The sequence below is a fragment of the Candidatus Endoriftia persephonae genome (assembly GCF_023733635.1).
In the GTDB taxonomy this organism is placed as follows: Bacteria; Pseudomonadota; Gammaproteobacteria; order Chromatiales; family Chromatiaceae; genus Endoriftia; species Endoriftia persephonae.
Genome location: NZ_CP090569.1, coordinates 2,481,413 through 2,502,451 on the forward strand (window position 1 = coordinate 2,481,413; position 21,039 = coordinate 2,502,451).

Genomic DNA, 21,039 nt, shown 5'->3' on the forward strand with positions numbered 1-21,039 from the left:
GCGGTATGGTACCATCATGCACCCTTTCAAGCGTACCGGAAAAGGCGGAATTTCTTCCATGACACAAGTGATCAAGGCCACTGTTGCTGAACCCCTGCAACGTATTATCGAGGCGCGTCACCACGACCCTTTTGAGGTGCTTGGGCGACATCTCACAGGCAAAAAAGTCGAGGTCACCGTGTTTCTGCCTCGCGCCAGGAAGGTGACCCTGAGTGACATTGATGAGCCCCTGGAAAGAATCGAAGGCACCGACCTGTTTCGCGGCAAATTCAAGGCCACCAAACTCCCCGAACGCTACCAGCTCGAATGGTTCGATGAACAGGGCGCACGCCATCAGCAATACGACCCCTACTGCTTTACCCCACAGCTGCCGGACTTCGACCTGCATCTGTTCGGCGAGGGACGCCACCGCCACGCCTACCGCTTCCTGGGCGCCCATCCGTGGCAGGCGGACGGCATCGACGGCGTGCTCTTCTCCGTCTGGGCCCCCATCGCGCAACGGGTCTCGGTGGTCGGCGACTTCAACCAGTGGGACGGGCGCACCCATTCGATGCGGGTACGCGGCAGCACTGGTATCTGGGAGCTGTTCATCCCCGGCATCGGCAGTGGCCACTTCTACAAGTTCGAGATCCGCACCCACTCCGGAGAGATCAGCCTGCGCAGCGACCCCTACGGCAACGCCTTCCAGCTGCGACCGGAGAGCGCAGGCATCATCTGCGCTGAAACCTATCAGTGGCAGGACCAGGGCTGGCTGGAATCACGCCGCAGCTTCGACTGGCAACACCAGCCGATGTCGGTCTATGAGGTCCATCTCGGCTCCTGGCAGCGCGATGAAAACGGCGATTTCCTCAACTATCGGGAGCTGGCCCATCGCCTCTGCGACTACGTTCAACAGACTGGCTTCACCCACATCGAGCTGCTGCCGATCACCGAGCACCCGCTGGATGCCTCCTGGGGCTACCAGACCACCGGCTACTTCGCCCCCACCAGCCGCTTCGGCAGCCCCGACGACTTCCGCTACTTCGTCGACCATCTGCACCAGCACGGCATTGGCGTGATCCTCGACTGGGTGCCAGCCCACTTCCCGCGGGATCGTCACGCACTGGCGCGCTTCGACGGTTCGGCGCTCTACGAGCATGAAGACCCACGTCAGGGTGAGCATCAGGACTGGGGCACCCTGATCTTTAATTTTGGCCGCAACGAGGTACGCAACTTCCTCATCTCCAGCGCCGTCTACTGGCTGGAAGAGTTCCACATCGACGGGCTGCGAGTCGATGCGGTGGCCTCCATGCTCTACCTCGACTACTCACGCGAAGCAGGCGACTGGATCCCCAACAAACATGGCGGCCGGGAGAACCTGGAGGCAGTCGATTTCCTGCACGAACTCAACAGTGTCACCCATGAACTCCACCCCGGCAGCCTGATGATCGCCGAAGAATCCACCGCCTGGCCGCAAGTGTCACGCCCTACCTGGCTCGGTGGGCTCGGCTTCAGCATGAAGTGGAACATGGGCTGGATGCACGACAGCCTCTCCTACATGTCGAAGGATCCGGTCTACCGCCACTACCACCACGACCTGCTCACCTTCGGCCTGCTCTACAGCTTCACCGAGAACTTCATGCTGCCCTTCTCCCACGACGAGGTGGTGCACGGCAAGGGCTCGATGATCAACAAGATGCCGGGGGATGAGTGGCGTCGCTTTGCCAGCCTGCGCCAGCTCTACACCTACATGTTCACCTACCCCGGTAAGAAGCTGCTCTTCATGGGCAACGAGTTCGGCCAGATCAACGAATGGAATGAGGCCAGCAGTCTCGACTGGGTGCTCACCGACACCCACTTCCACGGCGGGCTGCGTCAGCTGGTGGGCGATCTCAACCGACTCTACCGGGAACAGCCTGCGCTACATCAACTCGACTTCGAGTCGAGCGGATTTGAGTGGATCGACTGCCACGACAGCTCCCAGTCGGTACTCAGCTATCTGCGCAAGGGCACGGATGGCAGCCAGCTCGTGGTGATCCTCAACTTCACCCCGGTGCCACGGGAGAACTACCGCATCGGCCTGCCGCAAGCCGGCAGCTACCGCGAGATCCTCAATTCAGACTCCAAATTCTACGCCGGCAGCAACCTCGGCAACGACGGGCAGATTCAGGCGGAACAACTACCCTGGATGAACCAGCCCCACTCCACAGTGCTGCGGCTGCCACCGCTCGGGGCCATTGTGCTGAAGCCGGAAGGTTAAGAAGCCTTTGAACGAATCGTAGACACCACGCCTGCGCAGCGCTTGGTCAGGGCTCTCGCGGCGAGGCGCCGCCACCCCCTTCGCAAGATCTAATCAGACTTGCGGCTGCGTGGGCGGTGGCGCCGGAAATAGTCGACCAGGCCACGGGTGGAGCTATCGTGCTCGGCATTGACACCCTCATCCAGCAGCTCGTTGAGGATCACCCCGGCCAGCTGTTTGCCCAGTTCCACGCCCCACTGGTCAAAGGAGTTGACCCGCCAAATCACCCCCTGCACAAAGATCTTGTGCTCATAGAGGGCGACCAGCGAACCCAGCCGCTGCGGCGTGATCTTGTCGATCAGCAGGGTGTTGCTGGGCCGGTTGCCGGGAAAGATCTTGTGCGGCAGCAGATCGACGATCTGTTCTGCCTCCATACCGCTTGCCTCAAGCTCCTCGCGTACCTCGCTGCGGGTCTTGCCACGCATCAGCGCCTCTGTCTGTGCCAAGCAGTTGGCGATCAGCTTCTGGTGGTGATCACCCGACTCATTATGGCTGTTGACCGGAGCGATGAAGTCACAGGGGATCATCTGCGTGCCCTGGTGGATCAGCTGATAGAAGGCGTGTTGACCATCGGTGCCGGCAGTACCCCAGACTACCGCCCCGGTGGGGTAACCCACCGGCCGACCAAAGCGGGTGACCCGCTTGCCGTTGCTCTCCATATCAGCCTGCTGCAGATAGTCAGGCAGATAGCGCAAATACTGATCATAGGGAAGAATCGCCTGGGTTCTGGCCTTGGCGAAGTCGTTGTACCAGACCCCAAGCAGCGCCATCACCACCGGCATATTCTCCGACAGATCGGCATTCAAGAAGTGTTCGTCCATCTCGTGGGCGCCATCGAGCAGCTCATAGAAGCGCTGCATGCCGATGGCGATGGCGATCGGCAGCCCGATCGCCGACCAGAGTGAGTAACGGCCACCCACCCAGTCCCAGAACTCGAACATATTTGCGGTATCGATACCAAACTCGGCAACCTTCGCGGCATTGGTCGAGACCGCCACAAAGTGACTGGCCACCGCCCGCTCATCAGCCAGCGATTCGAGCAGCCAGCTGCGGGCGGTAAAGGCGTTGGTTAGGGTCTCCTGGGTGGTGAAGGTCTTGGAAGCAACGATGAACAGGGTGGTCTCCGGGTCGAGCCACTTCAGCGTCTCGATCAGGTGCGTCGCATCCACATTGGAGACAAAATGGACACGCAGGTCGGGGCGCTGATAGTGCTTCAGCGCCTCACACACCATCAGCGGCCCGAGATTGGAGCCACCGATACCGATGTTCACCACATCGGTGATTTCGCGCCCGGTGAAGCCTTTCCAGCTCCCCGAACGGACCGATTCGGAGAAGACCTCCATCTTCTCCAACACCGCATTGACCTGTGGCATCACATCCTCGCCATCGGCCCAGATCGGCCTGTTGCTGCGATTACGCAGCGCCACATGCAACACTGCCCGGTCTTCGGTGTTATTCAGGCGGTCACCTGAAAACATGCGTCGGCGCCAGCCGTCCACATCGACCCGTCGCGCCAGATCGAGTAACAATTGCATGCTCTTGGGCGTAATGCGGTTTTTCGAGTAATCGAGCAGGATCCCGCAGCTGCGCAACAAAAACTGCTCGGAACGCTCCGGGTGTTCGGCAAACAGATCCCGCATCTGAATCGGTGCAATCTCTTCCCAATGCTCCTGCAGAGCAGCCCACTCCTCGGTGTGATTTGTTTCAGTCATGATCCGGATTATTGCTTGTTGTGAGTCTACTACGGATTCTGGTGTGGCATCCGCCAGCGGAGCGCTGATCATTTCAGTGGCAGCACAGCCTGTGATGCGGGAGATAAACCAGAAATTCTCCAACGATTTTAGTTGTTCACAAATGGTAAAGAAGAAGCCTCCAGCTATTCAAGCAACCAGAGGAAAATAATCGAGGTTTTTTGCTGTCATCCCTGCATTGCTTTGATTTAGAATTCCAGCAACAGGGAAACTGAAGCAGAATCCACGCCCGTGGCGATATATCGAGACCGATGGCTGAAGTAACCAAACAGAACACCGCCCCCCCCCTCAACATCCTATTTGTTGTCAGTGAGGCGGTGCCACTGATCAAAACCGGCGGTCTAGCCGATGTCGCCGGCAGCCTGCCGGCTGCCCTGCGCAGCCTGGGACATGACTGCCGTCTGGTGCTACCCGCCTTCCCGGAGGCGCTGCGCCACACGCAACAGATCGAGACCATCAGCCAACTGCGACTGTTTGGCTACAACGAACCGGTCAATCTGCTCTACGGGCACTGCGGCGAGCATCAGATCCCGGTCTATCTGGTGGATGCACCGCACTTCTTCAACCGCGAAGGCAACCCCTACCTCGCACCGACAGGCGATACCTGGGCCGACAATGCCGACCGCTTTGCGCTGTTCTGCCGCGCCGCGGTTGAGATCGCCGTCGACCGGGCCGGCGGCAACTGGCGACCAGATCTGGTGCATGCCCACGACTGGCAGGCAGGTCTAGTACCGGCGCTGCTCTCGGTCGAAACCAATCGCCCTGCCAGCGTCTTCACCATCCACAATCTAGCCTACCAGGGTCTGTTCGACCAAGAGACATTCCAGCGGCTTGGACTACCGAAGAGCTTCTGGTCCCCCGAAGGATTAGAGTTTTACTGGCAGCTCTCATTCATCAAGGGTGGCATTGCCTACGCCGACCGAGTCACCACCGTCAGCCCCACCTATTCCCAGGAGATCCAGACCCCGGAGTACGGTTACGGGCTGGAGGGGCTGCTGCAGCACCGCCGCCACCACTTCAGCGGCATTCTCAACGGCATCGACTACCACGCTTGGGATCCGGAAAATGACCCAGCCATTGCAGAGCCCTTCAGCGCCGACCATTTCACCCACAAGCGTCTCAACAAACTGGCACTGCAGCGGGAGTTAGGCCTGCCCGAAGACGAACATATCCAGCTGTTTGGCTATATCGGCCGACTGGTGGAACAGAAAGGTGTCGACCTGATCCTGCAGATACTACCTGGCATCATCGACTCAGGCGCGCAGGTGGTGTTTCTCGGCAGCGGCAACCCGGATCTGGAACAGGCGCTGAAGAAGATCAGCAATAAATACCACAGCCGGGTAGGGGTCAGGATCGGTTACGACGAAGGGCTAGCGCATCGCATCGAGGCAGGCTGCGACTGTTTTCTAATGCCCTCCCGCTTCGAGCCCTGCGGCCTGAATCAGATCTACAGCCTACGCTACGGCACTGTGCCGATCGTACGCCGCACTGGCGGACTGGCCGACACGGTGGTCGACGTCAGCCCCGCCACCCTGGCCAACGGCACAGCCAACGGCTTCGTCTTCGACCAGGCGAACGGTTCCAGCCTGTGGCAGGCAGTGGAGCGGGCCATCGAGTTTTACCAACGCGGCGAGGTGGAGTGGTGCATCCTCGCCACCAGCGGCATGAAACAGGATCTCAGCTGGGAGAACAGCGCCGCCCACTATGTCGATCTCTATCGTCAGACATTGGTGCGCTAAAATTGTCTGCAGCCCCCTCTGCCCCCGGGCAACAAAAACCCCGAGGCTAAACAAGGCTACGGGGTCTGATTTCAAACCGTCTCTGAAGCTGGATCAGGCCGCCTGAATTGGGATCGCATCGCCGGTCCGCGTGATCCGGTTCTGCTCGTTCAGATAGACCAGGGTCGGCTTGAACTGCTCCAGCTCCTGCTCGTTCAGCCCGGCATAGGCGCAGATGATGACCCGATCGCCCGGATCCGCCTTGTGCGCCGCCGCACCATTCACCGAGATGATGCGGGAGCCGGCCTCGGCACGAATCGCGTAGGTGGTAAAGCGCTGCCCATTGGTCACATTGTAGATCTGGATCTGTTCGTACTCGCGGATGCCTGCCAGATCGAGCAGATCGCTGTCCACCGCACAGGACCCCTCGTAGTCGACCTCTGAATGGGTGACACAGGCACGGTGCAGTTTGCATTTGAGAACAGTCAACAACATCTATCGAGGCTCCGTTTCACTGAACCGGTAATTATTATCGATCTTGATCCGCCCATCAATCCCCGGATGGCGGCAAAGAGACCCGCAGATTATCGATCAGCCGCGCCCTGCCCAGATAGGCGGCAGCCAGTACCACCAACTCAGAGGTCCCGCGAGCCGCAGGCTGCAGGTCATCGGCCGAAAGGATCTCAACATAGTCGGGGCGAAAACCTGACGATTCAAGGCTTTTTTTCGCCTTCGACAGCAGTTCCGCCGGGTTTGGCTGGGCCGACTTCAAACCCTCAGCCACCATCTGCAGGGCCGCATAGAGTGCCGGTGCACGTTTGCGCTCATCCTCAGTCAGATAACCATTGCGCGAACTACGCGCCAGCCCGTCTGGCTCCCGACTGGTGGGCACGCCAACGATCTGCAGCGGCATCGCCAGATCCGCCACCATGCGGCGGATCACCATCAGTTGCTGGAAGTCTTTCTCACCAAACAGCGCCAGATCGGGCTGCACCATATTGAACAGCTTGCAGACCACCGTTGCGACACCAGCGAAGTGGCCGGGACGACTAGCGCCACACAGCATATCGGAGATCAATGGCACCTCGACGCGGGTCTGCGCCGCCTGGCCTGCCGGATAGATGGTCTCCACGCTGGGCAAAAACAACAGATCGACCCCAGCCGCCGCGAGCTTCTCCCAGTCAGCCGCCAGGGTGCGAGGGTAGCTCTCCAGATCCTCACCCGCAGCAAACTGCAGCGGGTTGACGAAAATACTGACAACACAACGTTCAGCGCGCTTTTGGGCCGCCTCCACTAACGCCATATGGCCCGCATGCAGATTACCCATGGTAGGCACAAAAGCGACCCGCTCACCGCCCGCTCGCCACTCACGCACCCGTTGGCGCAGCGCCTCGATACTCGCTGTCTGCTGCATCGCCAACCTCAGAAGGCCTGCTCAAGCGTGGGGAAACTGCCATCGCGTACCGCCGCCACATAGGCCTGAAAGGCACCTTCGATACTGCCAGCGCCGCCAAGGAAGTCGCGCACAAAACTGGCCGGATTGGGATTCATGCCCAGCATGTCATAGACCACCAGTACCTGACCATCACAGCTGCTGCCGGCGCCAATGCCGATCACCGGTATCTCGACCGTGGCGCTGACCTCGGCCCCCAAGCTGGCTGGCACACACTCCAGCACCAGCAGATCGGCCCCTGCCTCCTGCAGCTCGTAGGCCTCCTTCAAGATCCGCGCCGCGGCCGCATCATCACGCCCCTGCACTCGGTAGCCACCGAGCTTGTGCACCGACTGCGGCAGCAATCCCAGGTGAGCACAAACCGGAATACCCTGTTCCGTCATGCGCCGCACGCTCTCCAGCACCGGCCCGCCGCCCTCCAGCTTGACCATCTGTGCGCCGCCCTCTTGCATCAGCCGCGCCGCACTGCGCAGCGCCTGCTCCGGCGAGGCGTAACTCATGAAGGGCAGGTCGACGATCAGCAGCGGATTATGGCAAGCCCGGGCGACGTTGCGGGCATGGTAGACCATCTCGTCAAGACTGACCGGCAGGGTGGTCGACTGGCCCTGCACCACCATGCCCAGGGAATCCCCCACCAGCAACAGTTCGATCCCGGCCTGCTCCATCAGCCGGGCGAAGCTGGCGTCGTAGCAGGTCAGGCAGCTGATCTTGCGCCCATCGCGCTTCATCTCGCGCAGGCGCGTCACTGTAATCTTGTTCGACGACACTGGCGTGCTTCCCCTGAAAACAACAATTGCTTGGCAGCAATTCTATTAAGAGAGTCAATAATAGCAAGTGATTCAGCCCGATTCACCGCCCACAGCGGCCGCGCGCAGGATTCAGTTTACACCTGCCGAAACCCGCTCAGAGCTTCCGCAGACCATCACTGGAAATACGTTGAAGCAACGCCTGCAATGATCCCGCTCCGGGGATTACCAGCCCAGCTGGGGCAATCTCAGCCAGCGGCAGCAGTACAAAAGCACGCTGTGTCATCTCAGGATGGGGGATCTGTAATCGATCCGTCTGCACCACCCGGTCAGCATAGAGCAACAGATCAAGATCGAGGGTGCGTGGTCCCCAGCGCTCGCCATCCCGCCTGCGCTGGTGCGCCGCTTCGATGGCCTGAGTCTGATCCAGCAGCACTTGCGGTGACAACGTTGTCCGCAACAGGGCGACAGCGTTGATGTAGTCGGGTTGGTCCGGCGGCCCCAACGGACGGCTGCGATAGAGGGATGAGTGGCTTGTCAGCGAACTGTCCGGCAGTCTATCGAGCTCATCAAATGCGCACCTGATCTGGGCCTCAGGGTCGGCTAGGTTGCTGCCGAGAGCGATGTAGACTGAGCGCGGGGCCGGCTCAGCCATCGACTGGCTTGTCCTCGCCGTCCGGTTTGCGCCGCCGCCGACGCCGGCGGCGTCGTTTCTGCTCGGTTGGTTCGGGTTGTGGACTCGCGTTTTCTTTCTGGAAATCGGTCCACCAGGCGGCTAGCTCCGAGTCTGTCTCCCCCGCCTCGGCACGCAGCAGCAGAAAGTCGTAGGCGGCACGGAATTTGGGGTGGGTAATCAAACGCTGGGGGCGTTTACCGGCGCGGTTCTCGAAACGCGGCTGTAATTGCCAAATGTCACGCATCGGGTAGCCGAAGCGCTTGGGGATCGAAACCGACTGATTTTGTGCCGACAATACCTCACGCCCCGCATCCTGCAGCGCCGGCACCGCCGCCAGCCCCTCCTCCATATACTGCCCGGCGAGTCGCCGCACCGGTTCCCACAGCAGTACTGCAAACAGAAACGCCGGAGTGACCGGCTTCTCCTCACGGATACGCTGGTCGGTATTGCTCAGCCCACGATTGACGAAGGTGATGGGGAAGTCATGCTCCTCGTGGGAGAGTGCCTCTTCGGTGGCGGGAAAGAGTCGACTAAAGAGACCGTAATGGCGCAGCTTTTCGAAGGTTTCGAGGGCCGAGCCACCGAGAAACAACTTCAGCACCTCTTCGTAGAGGCGCGCTGACGGCACCTCCTGCAACAGGCCGCTGAGAGGTTCGATGGGGGCCTCTGTCTGCTCCTCGATGAGGAATCCAAGCTTGCCGGCAAAACGCACCGCCCGCAACATGCGCACCGGATCCTCACGATAACGCTGTTCAGGATCGCCGAGCAGCCGCAATCGGCCCTCGCGCAGGTCCTGCATACCGTTTGCGTAGTCGAGCACGGAGAAGTCCTCGATATCGTAGTAGAGGGCGTTGATGGTGAAGTCGCGGCGCTGCGCATCCTCGTCGATGGTGCCGTAGACGTTATCGCGCAGGATCATGCCATTTTCCACCTGGCGCTGATCCTGCTGTTCACCATCCCCCATACTACGGAAGGTGGCGACCTCGATGATCTCCCGGCCGAAATGGACATGCGCGAGGCGGAAGCGGCGGCCGATCAGGCGGCAGTTGCGAAACACTTGCCGCACCTGCTCCGGGCGGGCATCGGTGGCCACATCGAAATCTTTTGGCTCGCGCCCCAACAGCAGGTCGCGCACCCCTCCGCCCACCAAGCAGGCCCGATAGCCGGCATTTTTCAGCCGATAGAGCACCTTGAGTGCGTTTTCACTGATGTTGGAGCGAGAGAGGTTGTGCTCAGGCCGGGCAATAACAACTGGTGTAACGATTTTCTCTGTCCTTGGTGATTGAATAAAAAAATGTGCTCAGGCCATTGTGCCTGGCAGCAAGGTCAGTATAATACCGGCTTTCTCGCGACGTTGCTCCCTTCGTCTAGCGGTTAGGACGCTGGCCTCTCACGCCGGTAACAGGGGTTCGATTCCCCTAGGGAGTACCATCTTCCCCCCCCTCCTCTCTAAGCGGACCATACACGCAAAAAAAGTAGGCGACACATACGCAATAAAAAAGGGCCTGTGATAAACACAGACCCTTGCAGGCGCTCATCCGCTCCGAATCAAAGATCCGCGGCGATCTTCTTCAGATACTCCGCAAAATCAGCGCCGATCTCAGAGTGTGCCAGGCCATATTCAACGGTCGCCTCCATGTACCCCTCTTTGCTGCCGCAGTCATAGCGCTTGCCCTTGACGCGATAGGCGCGCACTTTCTCATACTTCAGCAGTTCCGCAATCGCATCGGTCAGCTGGATCTCACCGCCGGCGCCACGCTTGGTCTTCTCCAGCAATTCGAAGATACGGGGGGTCAGGATATAGCGCCCGACCACCGCCAGATTGGAGGGTGCATCTTCCGGATTCGGCTTCTCCACGATCGAGGTAATGATCGCAGTCTCGCCGTCATCTTCCGCGATCTCGACGATACCGTACTTGTTGGTCTCCTCCGGCGGAACCTCTTCCACCAGGATCACACTGCACTGGTACTTTTCGTAGACCTCCGCCATCTGCGCCAATGCCCCCTTACCACCATCACCTTTGATCAGGTCATCCGCCAGGGTCACCGCAAAGGGTTCGTCGCCCACCACCGGCTTGGCGCAGAGCACAGCATGGCCCAGGCCGAGGGCCTCAGCCTGTCGCAGATAGATACATGAGACATTCGAAGGCAACACATTCTGCACGATCTTCAACAGTTTGTGTTTGCCAGCAGCTTCCAGCTCGCTCTCCAGCTCGTAGTTTTTATCAAAGTGATCGGGGATCGCGCGTTTCTGACGCCCAATGATGAAGACCAGGTTGTCCACGCCGGCCTCTTCTGCCTCTTCCGCTGCATACTGGATCAGCGGTTTGTCCACAATAGGCAACATCTCTTTGGGGTTGGCTTTGGTGGCGGGTATGAAACGGGTTCCCATCCCGGCTGCAGGAAAGACGGCTTTACGTATCTTTTTACTCATCCTCAGTCCTTGGTGTTTGGTGCTTTTCTTAGATAGTTCGGATGACGCTCCGAAACCCGCCTGAGAGTATGATCGCCCCACAGGGGTGTCAATCAATCCAACTATTTGTCAGCCAATAATGTCGATTCGGTTACATCCGCATTGATCTGACGCAGCACCGCCAGCGGATCCGCCGCGGCGGTAATCGGTCGTCCGACCACCAGATAGCTGGAACCGGCAGCGATCGCCTCCCCCGGCGTCATCACCCGTCGCTGATCATCGGCAGCCGCATCCTTTGGTCTTACTCCTGGCGTCACCAGCAGGAAGTCGCCGCCCACTGCAGCGCGGATTGCTCCGGCCTCTCGCGGCGAGCAGACCACGCCATCCAGCCCAGCGCTTTTTGTCAGGTGGGCCAGACGGAACACATTTTCCGCCGGGGTGCCGTGGAAACCGACCTCGGCGATATCCTCCCTCGAAAGACTGGTCAGGATAGTCACCGCCACCAACTTCGGCCGCTGGGCATGGCGTTCCAGACGCTCCCTGGCCGTCTCCATCATGCGACGTCCGCCCGACGCATGCAGATTGATCATCCAGACACCCAGATCTGCTGCCGCATCACAGGCCGCAGCTACGGTATTCGGAATATCGTGGAACTTGAGGTCGAGAAAGACCGCAAACCCGCGCACCGAAAGGCTCTCGACAAAGCCGGGGCCCAGACGGGTGAACATCTCCTTGCCGACCTTAAGATGGCACAGAGAGGGCTCCAGCTGATCCACCAGCTGCAACGCCTTCTGCTCCTCAGGAAAATCCAGGGCGACAATCACCCGCGAACCTGTCTCACTCATCACTGCTCCTCCCGCAAACCACATGCTTCAGGGCCGCTCAAGCGACCCCGCCGTTTTGGGCTGGCTTGATGCTACCCCAGCTCATGCAACTCGGACACTGCCAGTGGAGCTTCTTAGCGCTGAATCCACACTGCTCACACTGGTAGGCTGCCTGCCTCTCCAGCATCTGCTCTACTGCCTGCTTCAGGGTTGCCAGGGTTTCACCCACCGCCCCCGTCTGCCGCAGATTCAGGGTGACTAGCTTATCCAGCCCCTTGAGGTCGGGATGGGCCGCCAGATGCTTAAGGACAAACGCCTCGGCCGCCTGCTCCCCCTCTCTGTTCTGGATCAGATCGGTTAGCATCAGCATCAGCTCGCTGCCGGCATGGCGGCTGTAGAGCCCCTGCAGATAGTCGAGCAGCGACTCACCCTGCGGCAAGCGCTGGTAGCACTTCTGCAACATCGGCAGCACCTCCGGCAGATAGGCCGGCTCCTGCCCCTCGACTCGCTTGCAGCTCTTGATCACTGCCTTACAGTCGCCGGCGTGCATCGCAATATCAGCCCGGATCAGCGTCACCCGCACGTTGCTTCTGTCTCGGGCGGCGGCCTTTTTCAGCTGCGCCAGCGCAACCCCCGGGTCGCTTTCGGCCAATGCCTGCAACGCCAGCTCACAATGAAAGTGGGAAATGCGGCTGGAGAGCCCCCGTTCGCCCGCCACCTTGAGTCGCTCGGCAGTCTCCAGGCAACGCTGCCAATCCTTCTCCTGCTGAAAGATCTCCAACAGATTGGATAGCGCCTGGCGCTTGTAGAAACGACTCTCGGCCAGCTCGCTGAAGAGGTTCTCCGCGCGATCGAAGAGCCCGGCCCGCATATAGTCCTGACCCAGCTCCAGCAACGCCTGGGCGCGCTGCTGCCCATGCAGGCTGGGACGAGCAATCAGATTCTGATGAATGCGTATCGCCCGCTCAACCTCACCGCGACGGCGAAACAGATTACCCAGGGCGAGGTGGGTCTCCACCGTCTCGCTATCCACCTCGACCATCTTCACCAGCAGGTCGATCGCCTTATCCGGCTGTTCGTTGAGCAGAAAGTTGAGGCCTTTGAGATACTGCGGCGACCATTCGCGAGCCGCTGTGCGCTCCTGCTTCGATACGCTTCGGCGCGCCGCCCACCAGCCTGACGCAGCAGCGACCGGAAGGAGTAACAACAACAACTCCAGCATGAGGGATTTTCCTTTAAGGAGCCTCTGAATGAATCATGAACGGCAGCCTTGCGGTCAAAATTCCCCGCTGCTGCGCTGGAAATCTAGGCAATAGACCAGCTATTAGCTGCGATTTCCGCCTTGCATCAGAAAACTTGGCCTCACAATTCTGCTCGCCCAGATTCATTCAGAGGCTCCTTAGCGATCCTGCAAAGGTAGCGAGCGGAGGTTTTTCACCTCCGCAATAGCCTCACGTTCACGCCGCCTGAGCTGAGCGTTCTCACGCTTGACGCCCAAGATCACGCCCATCCCGGAGAGGATACCCAGCAGCATACCGATACCCAAGGCGCCGACCATCACCAGCGAGAGCGGGAACTCACGGGCGCCAAAATAGAAGTTAAGCAACACCGGGTCGGCGTTCAGTGCAGCAAACGCTGCCGCCAAGATCATCAGCAGAAGGAACAGCAACAGTTTAATAATGCGCACCTGGGGCCCCCAATGTTTCCCGGACTGAGTGGGCTATTCTCTCGTAATTGTCTGCCGGTTGGAAATAGGCGTTGCGCTAATCTGGATCATTTAGACATGTTCATCCACCAATCCCCGCGATACAGGTTGAACCTGCTGCAGCGGCATGGCGTTTGCCGCCTGCCGATCATCGCCCCCCTGATCCGCCTCGGCACCCCCTCCCTTCTCCTGCTGATGATCGAAGGTGCGTGGATCGCGCTGCCCCACGTCCACATCCGCCAGATTAATATTGGCCTCACCCAGCATCTCCCGCAGCCGTGGTAGCGCCGCCTCGATCGCATCCCGGGTGGCGGCATGTTGCGCAACAAAGCTAACGCTGGCCTGATCGTTGTGCAGCGACACGCGAATCTCCAGTGGCCCCAGGTGGGGGGGACTGAGGCGCACCTCCGCCTGCTGGATGTTACGCCCGATCATCCATTGCAGACGATCCCCCAGCGACTGATTCCACTCTGGCTGTCCGACTGGCATATCGAGTCGCAGACCCATCGCTGGTAGTGAACGCGTCGCAGACGCATTTGACTGGACGCCCGCCAGCCCCCCACTCAGCAGCGAATCGACCAGCCGCGATTCGCCAACAGCAGCGGCCGACTCATCCTGACCAGCCAGGGCAGACGTCATCTGCAATCGCCCTGCACCATCCAGCAGGCGATCAAACTGCACCTGCTGCTGCGCCGCCATATCGGTCGCTCCCGGCATCAACAGCTGCTCCATTCTGGGCAGTCCCCCTGCCACTGGCGGCAAGGCCTTGCCGCCAGTGGCAGGCAGATGCGGCAAACCGGCGCCATCCGGGAGGGCAGCAGCAAGCTGCATCCCGGCGAACTCAAGAAACTTCATGAAATCGGATGCCTGTTCAGCATCAACCACCAGTTCGCTAGCCCCTTCCATCCCGGGCCCCTCCAGGGTGGCAGTTTCGCTGTGAATCTCGGCAGTGGCTGAGGCCGGGCCAGAGGATGCGGTAGGCAGCGTAGCGAGTGGGTTCATGATCTTGCCTCGAGTTAGGGTGCTGGGTTCACCTCCTGCAATGCAGGAAGTGGACCAAACCTGTCGAGGCTAAGCGGGAGAAGTGATCGCGCCAGAACGACTCTGCACAGCGCAGAGGGCTATTTCAGCTCGAGCACATCCTGCATATCGAACAGACCGACTTGCCGCACTGCAATCCAGCCCGCCGCCCTGACCGCCCCTTTGGCGAAGGTCATGCGGCTGGAGGCCTTGTGTACGATCTCGACCCGTTCACCCTCAGTGGCGAACCAGACCGAGTGCTCACCCACCACATCGCCGGCGCGGATGGTCTCGAAGCCGATGGTCTTGGCATCCCGTGCACCAGTGTGGCCTTCCCGGCCGTAGACCGCACACTCCTTGAGATCGCGCCCAAGCGCCTCAGCCACCACTTCGCCCATACGCAGCGCAGTGCCGGAGGGGGCGTCCACCTTGTGACGGTGGTGAGCCTCGATGATCTCGATATCGGCATCCTCTCCCATCACCCGGGCGGCGACCTTCAGCAAGTTGAGACAGAGGTTCACGCCAACGCTCATGTTGGGGGCGAAGACGATGCCGATCTCCTCTGCCGCCTTCTGCAGCCGCTGTTTTTCCGTATCGCTCAGCCCGGTGGTGCCGATCACCATCGCCTTGCGATTGGCCTGACAAAGCTCCAGATGGGCCATCGTGGCGGCGGGTGAGGTGAAGTCGATCAACACATCAAAATCGCCAAGTACCTCATCCAGTGACGCTGTGATACGGACATCCTGCCGGCCGATCCCCGCCAGCTCACCCACATCCATGTCGATAAAAGCGCTCTCCGGGTGTTCCGTGGTGGCACCCAGCACAAGCCCTTCCGCCTCGCTGACCGCCTGCACCAGCGCCCGGCCCATCCGACCTGCGGCACCCACAACAGCTATACGTTTCATCAATTCGCCTCTATCACTCTGCCAGCCTCGAGCACGAGACCCTACAGTTAAAATCACGATTCACCATAAGCGGCAGCACGCTCACGAAGATGGTGTTGATCACTCAAGTCTGTGCGTTTTTGTCTGCCTTGATGGAGCGGCAGCCTCAGAACTTCATGCCTTCAAAGAACTTCTTCACCCCATCGAGCCAGCTGCTCGACTGCGGGCTATGGCGGCTGCCGCCCTTCTTCATCGAGGTCTCGAGTTTACGCAGCAACTCCTTCTGCTCATCGGTGAGATGAACCGGCGTCTCCACCAGCACCCGACAGAGAAGATCGCCCACCGGACCGCCGCGCACCGGCTTCACGCCCTTGCCACGCATGCGGAACATCTTACCCGTCTGGGTGCCCGCCGGGATCTTCAGCAACACCTTACCGTCCAGAGTCGGCACCTCCAGCTCACCACCCAGCGCGGCGGTGACAAAGCTGATCGGCACCTCACAGAACAGGGTGTTGTCCTCACGACTGAAGATATTGTGCGGCTTCACCGTCACCTGCACATAAAGATCGCCGGACGGACCGCCGTTTTCCCCCGCCTCACCCTCGCCGGAGAGACGAATGCGATCGCCGGTATCGACACCGGCCGGCACCTTCACCGAGAGGGTCTTGTGCTGCTGCACCCGCCCTTGGCCATGGCAGCTGCCACAGGGGTCGCTGATGATGCTGCCCTTGCCGTGGCAACGCGGACAGGTCTGCTGCACTGAGAAGAAGCCTTGCTGCATGCGCACCTGCCCGTGGCCACCGCACGTATCGCAGGTCTTCGGGCTGCTGCCCTTCTTAGCACCGGAACCGCCGCAACTGTCGCACTGCACGAAGGTCGGCACACGAATCTTCACCGTGGTACCGGCAACTGCCTCCTCCAGGGTGAGCTTCAGGTTGTAGCGCAGGTCGGCGCCGCGCTGCACTCGCGGACCACCGCCCGCGCCGCCCCGGGCGCCGCCAAAGATGTCGCCAAAGACATCGCCGAAGATGTCACTGAAATTGGCGCTACCACCACCAAAACCGGGCCCACCGCCCATAGAGGGATCAACGCCCGCATGGCCAAACTGGTCGTAGGCGGCGCGCTTCTGCGCATCGGAGAGGATCTCGTAGGCCACCTTGGCCTCCTTGAACTTCTGCTCCGCGTCCGTCGCCTTGTCACCGGTATTGCGGTCGGGATGGTACTTCATGGCGAGCCGTCGGTAGGCCTTCTTGATCTCGGCCTCGCTGGCGTTCTTATTGACGCCCAGTACTTCATAGTAGTCGCGTTTTGACATGTGCTGTCAGCCTGGCTGTGACTAAATTTCTTTCGGCGCAGAGAGCGCAAAGGCGCGCAGAGATCGCAGAGATCGCAGAGAATTAATTCATTCCATTGTGTCGGGTGCCTTCCCACGATATGAAAACACTCACATCACAATGAAATTCTTTGCGTACTCTGTGCTCCTCCGCGATCTCCGCGTCCTTAAAACATCAAAACCGTGCACCGGCCCCAAGGCCGATGCACGGTCCAAACTCAAGGCGTTGCCGCCTTATTTCTTGTCGTCCTTAACCTCTTCGAACTCGGCATCGACCACATCATCGCCACCGGCCTGGCTACCGGCATCGGCACCTGCGTCAGCCGCGCCCGCACCAGCAGCAGCACCTGCCGCCGCACCGGCCTCACCACTCTGCTGGGCGTAGAGCCGTTCCATCATCTTGCCGGAGGCGTCGGTCAGGGCCTTGGTCTTGGCCTCGATGGCGGCCTTATCGTCGCCCTTGATCACCGCTTCCAGATCTTTGATGGCGGCCTCGATGGTCTCCTTCTCGTTGCCTTCCATCTTCTCGTCGCCGAGGTCATCCATCGCCTTCTTCACCGCGTGGATCATATTGTCAGCCTGGTTGCGGCTCCCTGCCAGTTCCTGGAACTGTTTGTCCTCCTCGGCGTGGGCCTCGGCATCCTTCACCATGCGTTCGACCTCATCATCGCTGAGACCGGAAGAGGCCTTGATCACGATCGACTGCTCCTTGCCGGTGGCCTTGTCCTTGGCGGACACATTCAGGATGCCGTTCGCATCGATGTCGAAGCTGACCTCGATCTGCGGCATGCCGCGCGGTGCTGGCGGGATATCGGTCAGATCGAAACGACCCAAGGACTTGTTGGCCGCCGCCTGCTCACGCTCGCCCTGCAGCACATGCACGGTGACTGCAGTCTGGTTATCGTCTGCGGTGGAGAAGGTCTGGCTGGCGCTGGTCGGGATGGTAGTGTTCTTCTCGATCAGCTTGGTCATCACGCCGCCCAGGGTCTCGATACCCAGTGACAGCGGGGTGACGTCGAGCAGCAGCACGTCCTTGACGTCGCCGCCCAGCACACCGCCCTGGATGGCAGCACCGATGGCAACCGCCTCGTCGGGGTTGACGTCGCGGCGGGGCTCTTTGCCGAAGAAGGCCTGCACCTGCTCCTGCACCTTGGGCATACGACTCTGACCACCGACCAGAATCACCTCGTCGATATCGGAGGTGGAGATACCGGCATCCTTCAGCGCCACCTTGCAGGGCTCGATGGTGCGAGTCACCAGATCGTCCACCAGCGCCTCCAGCTTGGCGCGAGTCAGTTTGATATTGAGGTGTTTGGGGCCGGTCTGGTCAGCGGTGATGTAGGGCAGATTGATGTCGGTCTGCTGGCTGCCAGAGAGCTCGACCTTGGCCTTCTCTGCAGCCTCTTTCAGGCGCTGCAGGGCCAGCGGGTCGTTGCGCAGATCGAAACCCTGCTCCTTTTTGAACTCTTCGACCAGGAAGTCGATGATGCGCATGTCGAAGTCTTCACCACCGAGGAAGGTATCACCGTTGGTGGAGAGCACCTCAAACTGGTGCTCGCCGTCGATCTCAGCGATCTCGATGATCGAGATGTCGAAGGTACCGCCACCCAGGTCGTAGACCGCCAGAGTCTGGTCGCCACGCTTCTTGTCCATGCCGTAGGCCAGGGCCGCGGCGGTGGGCTCGTTGATGATGCGCTTGACATCGAGGCCGGCGATGCGACCGGCGTCCTTGGTCGCCTGACGCTGGGAGTCGTTGAAGTAAGCCGGCACGGTGATGACCGCCTCGGTCACCTCTTCACCGAGGTAGTCTTCGGCGGTCTTCTTCATCTTCTGCAGAATCTTGGCGGAGATCTCCGGCGGTGCCATCTTCTTGCCGTTAACCTCGACCCAAGCGTCGCCGTTGTCGGCCTTGACGATTTTGTAGGGCACCATGTCCACGTCGCGCTGCACCACCTTGTCCTGAAACATGCGGCCGATCAGGCGCTTGATCGCAAACAGGGTGTGGTGGGGATTGGTGACGGCCTGGCGCTTGGCGCTCTGGCCGACCAGGATCTCACCGTCGTTGGCATAGGCGATGATGGAGGGGGTGGTGCGGTCGCCCTCGCTATTTTCGATGACCTTGGTGGTGTCGCCTTCCATCACAGCCACGCAGGAGTTGGTGGTACCGAGGTCGATGCCGATGATCTTACCCATGATTCAAACTCTCCAAAAATAGCTAATAATTCGTAATCTTTTGACTGCCCCTAAACTGGGGTCAATCTATAAAACTTCAAGCCTGCTCATCGACCGGCGCACTTGGCGCCCGCGACACTATCACCATCGCCGGGCGAAGCAGCCGGCCATTCAGGCTGTAACCCTTCTGCACCACCGCCACCACGGTGTTCGGCTCCATATCGTCGCGCTCCTGCATCGACATCGCCTGGTGAAACTCCGGATTAAAGGCCTCGCCCTCGGGGTCGATCTGCTCGACCTGGTTTTTGCTCATCACATCGTTCAGCAGTTTCAGGGTCAGTTCAGTACCCTCACGCAGCCTGGCCACATCGACGTTCTCATCCTGGGCGGCTTGGTGGCCCAGTTCGAGGCTGTCCCAGACTTGCAGTAGATCCTGGGTGAAACGATCCAGCGCGAATTTGTGGGCGTTCTCCAGATCCCGTTCGTGGCGTTTGCGCAAGTTCTCGATCTCGGCACGGGCGCGCACCAGCGCATCCCAGTGCTCATCTGCCTTGCTGCGAGCATCCTCCAGCAGGCGCACCAGATCCTTTTCGGCAACCACCTCAACCGACTCTGCATCAACCACTTCGGCCTCGTTCTCCGGGGCCGCCATCTCTTCAGCCTGCTCGGCGGACTGCTCTGACTGCTGCTTCTCTTCCACTGTTTCCAAACCTCAAATTTTCAGTTTTAAATAGTGCGATTACGGCCAGATGGGGTCGCTTATTTATTTTTCAAGGCGGCACCAAGAATCTTTGCGGTGACATCGACAATGGGAATGACACGCTCATAGTTCATCCGCGTTGGGCCAATCACACCCAACATGCCAACCACCTGGTCGTCCACCCGGTAGGGGGCGGTCACCACTGAGCAACCATTGAGCAGCTGGTAGCCCGACTCTTCGCCGATAAAGATCTGCACCCCGTCGGCGTGCAGAAACTGGTCGAGCAGATGCAGAATCTCGCGCTTCTCGGTGAAGGCATCGAACAGACCGCGCAGTTGCTGCAGGCTGGCCAGATCCTCGAACTCCATCAGATTAGTCTGACCTGCGATCAGGCAGTCCTCCTTCGCCTCGCTGGTATCGACCACCTCACCCGCCATCTCCAGCGCCTGCGCCATGGAGTGATCCAGATGCTCGCGGGCACTGTTCAACTGCTGCAGCACGCTGCTACGCACCGCGGCCATCTCCTGCCCGGAGAAGGAGTGGTTCAAAAAATTGGCGGCCTGGTCCAGCTCGGCCCGGGTGAAATCCCGGTGGGTGTTAAGGATACGATTGTTGACCTCACCATCCGCAGTTACCAGGATCGCCAGCACCCGTCGCTCCGACAGGGGCAGAAATTCGATCTGGCGAAACTCCGTGTGTTTGCGGCGCGGCACTGTCACCACGCCTGCCATATGGGTGACCCCGGAGAGCATCTGCGAGGCGGAGGCCAGCAGCCCGCTCATATCTGTCGCCTGCGTCAGCTGCAGCTGCTCGCGCAGGTTCTCCACCTCGCGCGTCTTCAGGCGCTTTACGGTAAGCAGAGAGTCGAGAAACATGCGAAAGCCAGTGGTGGTCGGCACCCGTCCCGCCGAGGTGTGGGGCGAGGTGATCAGCCCCAAATCCTCCAGGTCGGCCATCACATTTCGGATGGTGGCGGGGCTCAGGTCCATCCCCACCTCTTTCGCCAGGGTACGCGAGCCCACCGGCTGACCCTCACGGATGTAGTGTTCGATCAGCACCTTGAGAAAGTGCTGCGCCCGCTCACTCACGCCGTTCTCTGCAATCGCCCGCTTAGCCGCCAAAGCACTCCTCCGTCCAACCGACCTGTTAGCACTCAGGCACAACGAGTGCCAAAGCCGGAAGAAGCTAACAAGCTACTTTTTGCGAGTCAAGGAATGAGCAACCATAAACGCCCGAGCGACCACTCCCGCTGGAAGTTTCAGAACCAAAATTCGGGCGCTTTATTTGCAACAGACAGCGTGTTAAGTTTCCCGACAGTTTCGGTGGCTAAGAAAGCCGTTCCTGCCACCATCGCTTAGCAGATTGCG

Annotated in this window: 18 protein-coding genes and 1 tRNA gene; 3 read left to right on the forward strand and 16 right to left on the reverse strand. The window is 60.0% G+C overall.

Annotation, left to right across the window (positions count from 1 at the left end; translation table 11 throughout):
- The first annotated feature begins 58 nt into the window (after positions 1-58).
- Positions 59-2,239, forward strand: a complete 2,181-nt coding sequence (gene glgB / locus L0Y14_RS11155; protein ID WP_006473924.1) for a 1,4-alpha-glucan branching protein GlgB — start codon at positions 59-61, stop codon at positions 2,237-2,239.
- An 89-nt stretch (positions 2,240-2,328) separates the two neighbouring features.
- Here glgB and pgi read toward each other — a convergent pair whose 3' ends face one another.
- Positions 2,329-3,990 carry a glucose-6-phosphate isomerase gene (gene pgi / locus L0Y14_RS11160; RefSeq protein WP_240991579.1) on the reverse strand — a complete coding sequence of 554 codons (1,662 nt, stop codon included), beginning with the start codon at positions 3,988-3,990 and terminating at the stop codon, positions 2,329-2,331.
- Between the two features lie 290 nt (positions 3,991-4,280).
- Between pgi and glgA the strand changes: the two genes are divergently transcribed.
- Complete coding sequence (glgA, locus tag L0Y14_RS11165; RefSeq protein ID WP_005965179.1) at positions 4,281-5,768, forward strand: glycogen synthase GlgA; 1,488 nt, start codon at positions 4,281-4,283, stop codon at positions 5,766-5,768.
- A 93-nt stretch (positions 5,769-5,861) separates the two neighbouring features.
- On the opposite strand, the gene panD is transcribed toward glgA, so the two are convergent.
- The 5 genes from panD to pcnB form a co-directional block, all read right to left on the reverse strand.
- On the reverse strand, positions 5,862-6,242 hold the full coding sequence (panD, locus tag L0Y14_RS11170) for an aspartate 1-decarboxylase (protein WP_005965177.1): 381 nt from the start codon (positions 6,240-6,242) through the stop codon (positions 5,862-5,864).
- A gap of 55 nt (positions 6,243-6,297) precedes the next feature.
- Positions 6,298-7,161 carry a pantoate--beta-alanine ligase gene (panC, locus tag L0Y14_RS11175; RefSeq protein WP_240991580.1) on the reverse strand — a complete coding sequence of 288 codons (864 nt, stop codon included), beginning with the start codon at positions 7,159-7,161 and terminating at the stop codon, positions 6,298-6,300.
- Positions 7,162-7,169: 8 nt separating this feature from the next.
- Positions 7,170-7,967 carry a 3-methyl-2-oxobutanoate hydroxymethyltransferase gene (gene panB / locus L0Y14_RS11180; RefSeq protein WP_006473926.1) on the reverse strand — a complete coding sequence of 266 codons (798 nt, stop codon included), beginning with the start codon at positions 7,965-7,967 and terminating at the stop codon, positions 7,170-7,172.
- 136 nt (positions 7,968-8,103) lie between these two features.
- Positions 8,104-8,601, reverse strand: coding sequence for a 2-amino-4-hydroxy-6-hydroxymethyldihydropteridine diphosphokinase (gene folK, locus L0Y14_RS11185; RefSeq protein ID WP_040818754.1), 498 nt, complete (start codon positions 8,599-8,601; stop codon positions 8,104-8,106).
- Entirely contained in the window at positions 8,594-9,910 is a 1,317-nt protein-coding gene (pcnB, locus tag L0Y14_RS11190) for a polynucleotide adenylyltransferase PcnB (protein WP_305790645.1), read from the reverse strand. The genes folK and pcnB overlap by 8 nt, the downstream gene beginning before the upstream one ends.
- Positions 9,911-9,978: 68 nt before the next feature.
- On the opposite strand from pcnB, the gene L0Y14_RS11195 reads away from it, so the two are divergent.
- Positions 9,979-10,053 (forward strand) — tRNA-Glu (locus tag L0Y14_RS11195).
- A gap of 117 nt (positions 10,054-10,170) precedes the next feature.
- On the opposite strand, the gene galU is transcribed toward L0Y14_RS11195, so the two are convergent.
- The 10 genes from galU to hrcA all read right to left on the reverse strand — a co-directional run bounded on the left by galU (position 10,171) and on the right by hrcA (position 20,793).
- A complete protein-coding gene (galU, locus tag L0Y14_RS11200) occupies positions 10,171-11,055 on the reverse strand; it encodes a UTP--glucose-1-phosphate uridylyltransferase GalU (protein WP_039960428.1) in 885 nt (294 codons plus the stop codon).
- A 101-nt stretch (positions 11,056-11,156) separates the two neighbouring features.
- The gene (pyrF, locus tag L0Y14_RS11205) at positions 11,157-11,879 is read right to left on the reverse strand and encodes an orotidine-5'-phosphate decarboxylase (protein WP_006473929.1); all 723 of its coding nucleotides are present in this window, start codon (positions 11,877-11,879) and stop codon (positions 11,157-11,159) included.
- A gap of 37 nt (positions 11,880-11,916) precedes the next feature.
- The gene (gene lapB / locus L0Y14_RS11210; RefSeq protein ID WP_006473930.1) at positions 11,917-13,080 is read right to left on the reverse strand and encodes a lipopolysaccharide assembly protein LapB; all 1,164 of its coding nucleotides are present in this window, start codon (positions 13,078-13,080) and stop codon (positions 11,917-11,919) included.
- 177 nt (positions 13,081-13,257) lie between these two features.
- On the reverse strand, positions 13,258-13,545 hold the full coding sequence (locus tag L0Y14_RS11215) for a LapA family protein (RefSeq protein WP_005965160.1): 288 nt from the start codon (positions 13,543-13,545) through the stop codon (positions 13,258-13,260).
- Between the two features lie 90 nt (positions 13,546-13,635).
- The gene (locus L0Y14_RS11220) at positions 13,636-14,565 is read right to left on the reverse strand and encodes a flagellar hook-length control protein FliK (protein ID WP_005965158.1); all 930 of its coding nucleotides are present in this window, start codon (positions 14,563-14,565) and stop codon (positions 13,636-13,638) included.
- 119 nt (positions 14,566-14,684) lie between these two features.
- Positions 14,685-15,488 (reverse strand): 4-hydroxy-tetrahydrodipicolinate reductase, encoded by an 804-nt coding sequence (gene dapB / locus L0Y14_RS11225; protein WP_040818756.1) that lies wholly within the window; start codon positions 15,486-15,488, stop codon positions 14,685-14,687.
- A 145-nt stretch (positions 15,489-15,633) separates the two neighbouring features.
- Positions 15,634-16,782: a molecular chaperone DnaJ gene (gene dnaJ, locus L0Y14_RS11230; protein WP_006473933.1), complete on the reverse strand. Its 1,149-nt coding sequence runs from the start codon at positions 16,780-16,782 to the stop codon at positions 15,634-15,636.
- A gap of 252 nt (positions 16,783-17,034) precedes the next feature.
- The gene (gene dnaK / locus L0Y14_RS11235; protein ID WP_005965151.1) at positions 17,035-18,993 is read right to left on the reverse strand and encodes a molecular chaperone DnaK; all 1,959 of its coding nucleotides are present in this window, start codon (positions 18,991-18,993) and stop codon (positions 17,035-17,037) included.
- Positions 18,994-19,069: 76 nt separating this feature from the next.
- The gene (gene grpE / locus L0Y14_RS11240) at positions 19,070-19,624 is read right to left on the reverse strand and encodes a nucleotide exchange factor GrpE (RefSeq protein WP_006473934.1); all 555 of its coding nucleotides are present in this window, start codon (positions 19,622-19,624) and stop codon (positions 19,070-19,072) included.
- Between the two features lie 107 nt (positions 19,625-19,731).
- Positions 19,732-20,793 carry a heat-inducible transcriptional repressor HrcA gene (gene hrcA, locus L0Y14_RS11245; RefSeq protein ID WP_039960419.1) on the reverse strand — a complete coding sequence of 354 codons (1,062 nt, stop codon included), beginning with the start codon at positions 20,791-20,793 and terminating at the stop codon, positions 19,732-19,734.
- Positions 20,794-21,039: the final 246 nt, after the last annotated feature.